Origin of the sequence: Colwellia sp. BRX10-1, from assembly GCF_014077545.1 — a bacterium.
GTDB lineage: Bacteria > Pseudomonadota > Gammaproteobacteria > Enterobacterales > Alteromonadaceae > Colwellia_A.
The window spans coordinates 1-4,534 of the sequence record NZ_JACGWC010000050.1 but is presented as its reverse complement, the minus strand read 5'-3'; the positions used below and the strand labels follow the sequence as shown (position 1 = coordinate 4,534).

Annotated in this window: 7 protein-coding genes; all 7 read left to right on the top strand. The window is 34.0% G+C overall.

Annotated elements, in window-relative coordinates:
• The first annotated feature begins 902 nt into the window (after positions 1–902).
• A complete protein-coding gene (locus H4J75_RS19330) occupies positions 903–1,379 on the top strand; it encodes a hypothetical protein (protein ID WP_182223018.1) in 477 nt (158 codons plus the stop codon).
• A 39-nt stretch (positions 1,380–1,418) separates the two neighbouring features.
• Positions 1,419–1,901 (top strand): hypothetical protein, encoded by a 483-nt coding sequence (locus tag H4J75_RS19325; protein WP_182223017.1) that lies wholly within the window; start codon positions 1,419–1,421, stop codon positions 1,899–1,901.
• A gap of 121 nt (positions 1,902–2,022) precedes the next feature.
• Positions 2,023–2,379, top strand: a complete 357-nt coding sequence (locus H4J75_RS19320) for a hypothetical protein (protein ID WP_182223016.1) — start codon at positions 2,023–2,025, stop codon at positions 2,377–2,379.
• A 120-nt stretch (positions 2,380–2,499) separates the two neighbouring features.
• A complete protein-coding gene (locus H4J75_RS19315; RefSeq protein ID WP_182223015.1) occupies positions 2,500–2,691 on the top strand; it encodes a hypothetical protein in 192 nt (63 codons plus the stop codon).
• Positions 2,688–2,978 (top strand): hypothetical protein, encoded by a 291-nt coding sequence (locus tag H4J75_RS19310; RefSeq protein WP_182223014.1) that lies wholly within the window; start codon positions 2,688–2,690, stop codon positions 2,976–2,978. The genes H4J75_RS19315 and H4J75_RS19310 overlap by 4 nt, the downstream gene beginning before the upstream one ends.
• A gap of 123 nt (positions 2,979–3,101) precedes the next feature.
• Complete coding sequence (locus tag H4J75_RS19305) at positions 3,102–3,335, top strand: hypothetical protein (protein WP_182223013.1); 234 nt, start codon at positions 3,102–3,104, stop codon at positions 3,333–3,335.
• 114 nt (positions 3,336–3,449) lie between these two features.
• Positions 3,450–3,950 (top strand): hypothetical protein, encoded by a 501-nt coding sequence (locus H4J75_RS19300; RefSeq protein ID WP_182223012.1) that lies wholly within the window; start codon positions 3,450–3,452, stop codon positions 3,948–3,950.
• The last annotated feature ends 584 nt before the right edge of the window (positions 3,951–4,534 follow it).

The following is a 4,534-nucleotide window of genomic DNA, read 5'->3' as shown; positions in this document are numbered from 1 at the left end:
GCGAACGGTATGTTAGTGTAATTGTGCATATAACAAGGCATTTAAGCAGGAAAATTTACAGTTGGCTGTTTTCACTGCGTTCAACATTTTAGCCAACTATAAATTTCCTCTTAATGAGGCGTTATGCGTCAGACACGAATTCTGTTTAAATTGTTTTTTGCGTTTCGCGTTTTATAAAAAATTGTTGTGCTTGTTGCCTGTTCTTTGTTTTGGTAACTTACGTGGCAATTATACTTTTTTAGCTTTTGGCCAAAGTGTTTTTCGCCAGTTTACGTTTGGTGCTAAACGTTAGATTATTTATGTGGCTCAAAATTCATTGTTTGGTGTGTCGCACTGAGTGGGAGTTTTTTAATTCTACAGTCGGGCTGCCACAGAATTTTATATAAATGGTGATGTTTGTGGTAATCACAACCAGCGCATAACAAGCTATTCAAACGGACGCTAAACAGTTGGCTAGCTTCGTTCCTCGCATTTTAGCCAACAATTTATCGCCGCTTAATAGGGCGTTAGCAGGCACCACTTGTTCTATTTTTAAAGTGTTTGGCTAGTTTATATTTTTATGCAAAGAAGCGGTGTTTTTTACTTTCCTTCCTTTGTTTTGGTAATCTTTTGTATTTAGTTGATCGGTAATCATTTTTTGTTATTGTTTATCAATTAAAGTTTGGTGGCGAAGTGGTGCGGTGTTTATTGTTTCTCACTTCCATCAATTAACTATTTATGTGTATGTTGGTTTAAGTGTTCTTAATTAACGCTTCTGCTAACAAGCAATTCAAACGGACAAATAACAGTTGGCTGTCGTTCGTTCCTCACTATTTTAGTCAACTATTATTTGCCGCTTAATATGGGCGTTATAGCTACATTTACAATATCTATGCAGTCTGATTAATGAAGGTAAATATTACGTGAAGAAAATTAAATTATTATTTTTATATTTTTTGGTAGCCATGAGTTCAAGTTGTGCATTCTCACCGATAAAAACAGAAGTTAAAGAAAACCATTTCATTTTTGAAAACTTTATTAATAATAATGAAACCGAAATAGAATATATTCACTTAATGTGTTCTAAGAAAAAACTGGCATATTGGACGGAGCCAAAACAATTTTTGGCAGACGAGTATGATTTTTGGGTTAAAGCAGATATAACTAAAAATAATAGAGTTGGTGCAAATAAAGTTGCATTTTTTCATTTTAAAGTTAATTTTGAGTCTGGTAAAAGATACATGCCAAATAGAGTTTTAGAAAAGAATAAAATTTCTATTTGGATACAAGAAGTAGGCACAGGCACAAGAGTGTCAAAAATTGAAACTAAAAATTTAAAGTTTGAAATATATAGTGGCAATAACCTGAGGAAAAAACAATGCAGGTTAGGTGATTTTTAATGTCGCTATAACAAGCTATTCAAGTGGGACAAATTACAGTTGGCTAGTTCCGCTTCGCTTTACATTTTAGCCAACTACAATTTGCCCCTTAATAGGGCGTTATATGTACATGAGATTATGCTAACACGAGCTGAGCACACAAAAAGAGTCAAGCAAAAAAGATTAATACTGAGAGTCATTTATGTATTAACTATTTCAGTTTTCTTAGCTCTAATAATCAACAGCTATTTAGAAAGCAAAAATAGTGATATCCAGATTGTATCGAAATGGCATGAATGCAAACCGAATAATTGTGAATATAAATTAGAAATAGAGAATACTTCTAATTTACGTAAATCAGTTTTTGTTCGAATAAATGCATTCTATAGAAAAGTTCACCCTGAAGGTGGTGATACTTTTCATGTGGTAAATTCAGAACGTATTGAGATAAATATGGCGCAATCTAGTAAACAAAATTTGTCAGGTAACATAAAAGTTCCTCTGAAAGCACATTTTTTAAAGTTTACGGTTGGTACAATATAAAGTACATATAACAAGCCATTCAAGCAGGACAAATAACAGTTGGCTATTTGCTCCTTCGTCGCTTATTTTAGCCAACTATTATTTGCCTCTTAATGGGGCGTTATACGTATATGGATAGTCGATGAGTTTAGAATCTAGTATAAAAAGTTACTCTAAATCTAATGGTTCAATAATTACTAATTTTGAAGCGTTAAAATGTAGCTGTGGTTGTGAACAATACCTCTTATTTTCTGACGACACTGAGGGTGGTGCTTACATAATTTGTTCTAATTGCAACAAAGAGCATGATATTGAAAATAGTAAACACTATATAGAATCCGAAGATCATAATATCTGTAATTGTGATAACGAGACATTGAGTATAGGTATTGGTAAATCATATTACCCAGAATCAAGTGATGTTAAATGTGTTTATGTTGGCGCAAGTTGCAATATTTGCGATTTATCAGGTGTTTATGTAGATTGGCTTGAGCGTTAAATACGTATAACAAGTTACTCAAACGGACGCTAAACAGTTGGCTAGCTTCGTTCCTCGCAATTTTAGCCAACAATTTCGCGCCGCTTAGTAAGGCGTTATACGTAAAGGAGTATTCTGAGTATGTCTGAGAAAGAACCGTTTATCGAAGATGATGTTATTCAAGCCATAAAAGAGGCTTGGGCTCAAAACCCAGATATGCGTTTAACTCAATTACTGATAAATGCTATCGCTCCTGATGACCCATGCTCCGAGTTATATTCAATAGAAGATAGCAAACTAATTAAATTACTTAACAATTTTAAAAACAGATGAATCAATTAAGCTCAAAGCAAAAGCGTTTCTATAAAGAAGTTGCAAGAATCCTTTGGGAGGAATGGGATCCTATCGGTGTTAATGATGGTGAAAACGAATGGAATGATGAATACGATAGCTATGTTCCTCATACTTTTAAATTGGCAATTAATGGCGCTGATGCTGTAAAAATTTCAAACTCACTATCTTCATCAATCATCCAAAACATGGGACTAGCTTCAAACCCACAACATGATTTAGTAATAGCGCAATTCATTATTAAAGCTAAAGAAGAGATGCTTGGGTAGTGTTTACGTATAACAAGCAATTTAACAGGACTAAAAACAGTGGGCTGTTCGCTTCGCTCCATTTTAGCCCACAATTTTTAGCCCGTTAATTGGGCGTTATATGCCTAAAGGATCGTATCAATTATGGAAGAAGTAGCAGAAGGATTAGGTAGAGGTTTCTTTAGATTAATAAAATGGATCCTTATTGATGCATTTATAGAGTTTTTTATTCATGGTTATGGGTACGTTACTTTAAAGATTATTACTATTGGTAAATATCCTAAACCAAATCAAAATAATGATGGTCTTTGTATTGTTGCTGGTATTGTTTCAATTGCCGTGACAATCGGTATTATTATGTTGTTTAATTCTAAATAGGCATATAACAAGCCATTCAAGCAGGACAAATAACAGCTGGCTATTTGCTCCTTCGTCGCTTATTTTAGCCAACTATTATTTGCCTCTTAATGAGGCGTTAGGAGCCTAGAAAAGTTGAGAGTATATTTAACTATTTTTATACTATTCTATACAGCTAATACTTTTGCAGAAGATTATGAGGCATATTCGAGAGAAGACGCTTTATTAAAGTTTTCTCCAGTTTTAAGCATTCTCAAAAAGTCACTTGAAACTAATGATATTAAATTGTTAAATTCAATTGTGTCTTACCCCTTTAATATTAGCTTGCCTGAAACCTATGTCGCTCCTGAAGGGAATGTTAGATTTCGTTGGCTAAAGGTAAAAGATTACGATGATTTAAAAGAAAAATATGATTCTATTTTTATTCATTCTATTCGATCTTTAGTGCAATGTATTACACCTAATAATATGATGTATGATAAAAATAAAGGTTTCTCTGCCGCACATGGGCGTATTTGGTTTTTCGATATAATTGAGCCTATAACAGGCATACGAAAATATGCACTTTCAAGCATTTCAGTGAATCCAAAAGATAGTAAATGGGCTATTGAAGAATGCCCAGATATTTATAAGTAGGCTCCTAACAAGACGTTCAAACGGACAAAAAACAGTTGGCTGTTTCACTCCGTTCACAATTTTAGCCAACAATTTTTTGCCGCTTAACGTGGCGTTATAACTAAAGGCATATTCATCAAGTATTTCGCTAAACGTAGACTAGTAAGTCATGTTAAAGAGCTTGCCATATATAATGACAAAGGAATTCATTGGAGGAGCCATGATAGCGCTCAAGTTGCTGCCGAACGAAAAAGGATAATAGAATTAATATTGGTACAATTACCAAAACTAGGTAATTCTGAATCAGCTATAAAGCTTAATGAAATAATCACAAGTGGCGCATTAGCCGAAGATGATGAAGGTCAATATATAGACCTCGCAAAGTCAATTTAGTTATAACAAGTTGCTTAAACGGACACAAACAGCTGGCTGTGCTCGTTCCTCGCTATTATAGCCAGCCATTTTTAGCCGCTTAGCAAAGCGTTAGGTATACCATCATGCTGGATGAGTTTCGCTACATACTGACAGAAATTAAAGTTGTTGCAGATCCAAAATGGGGAGCATCAATTGAATTAATTGATTATGAACACCGAGATTATATCGAG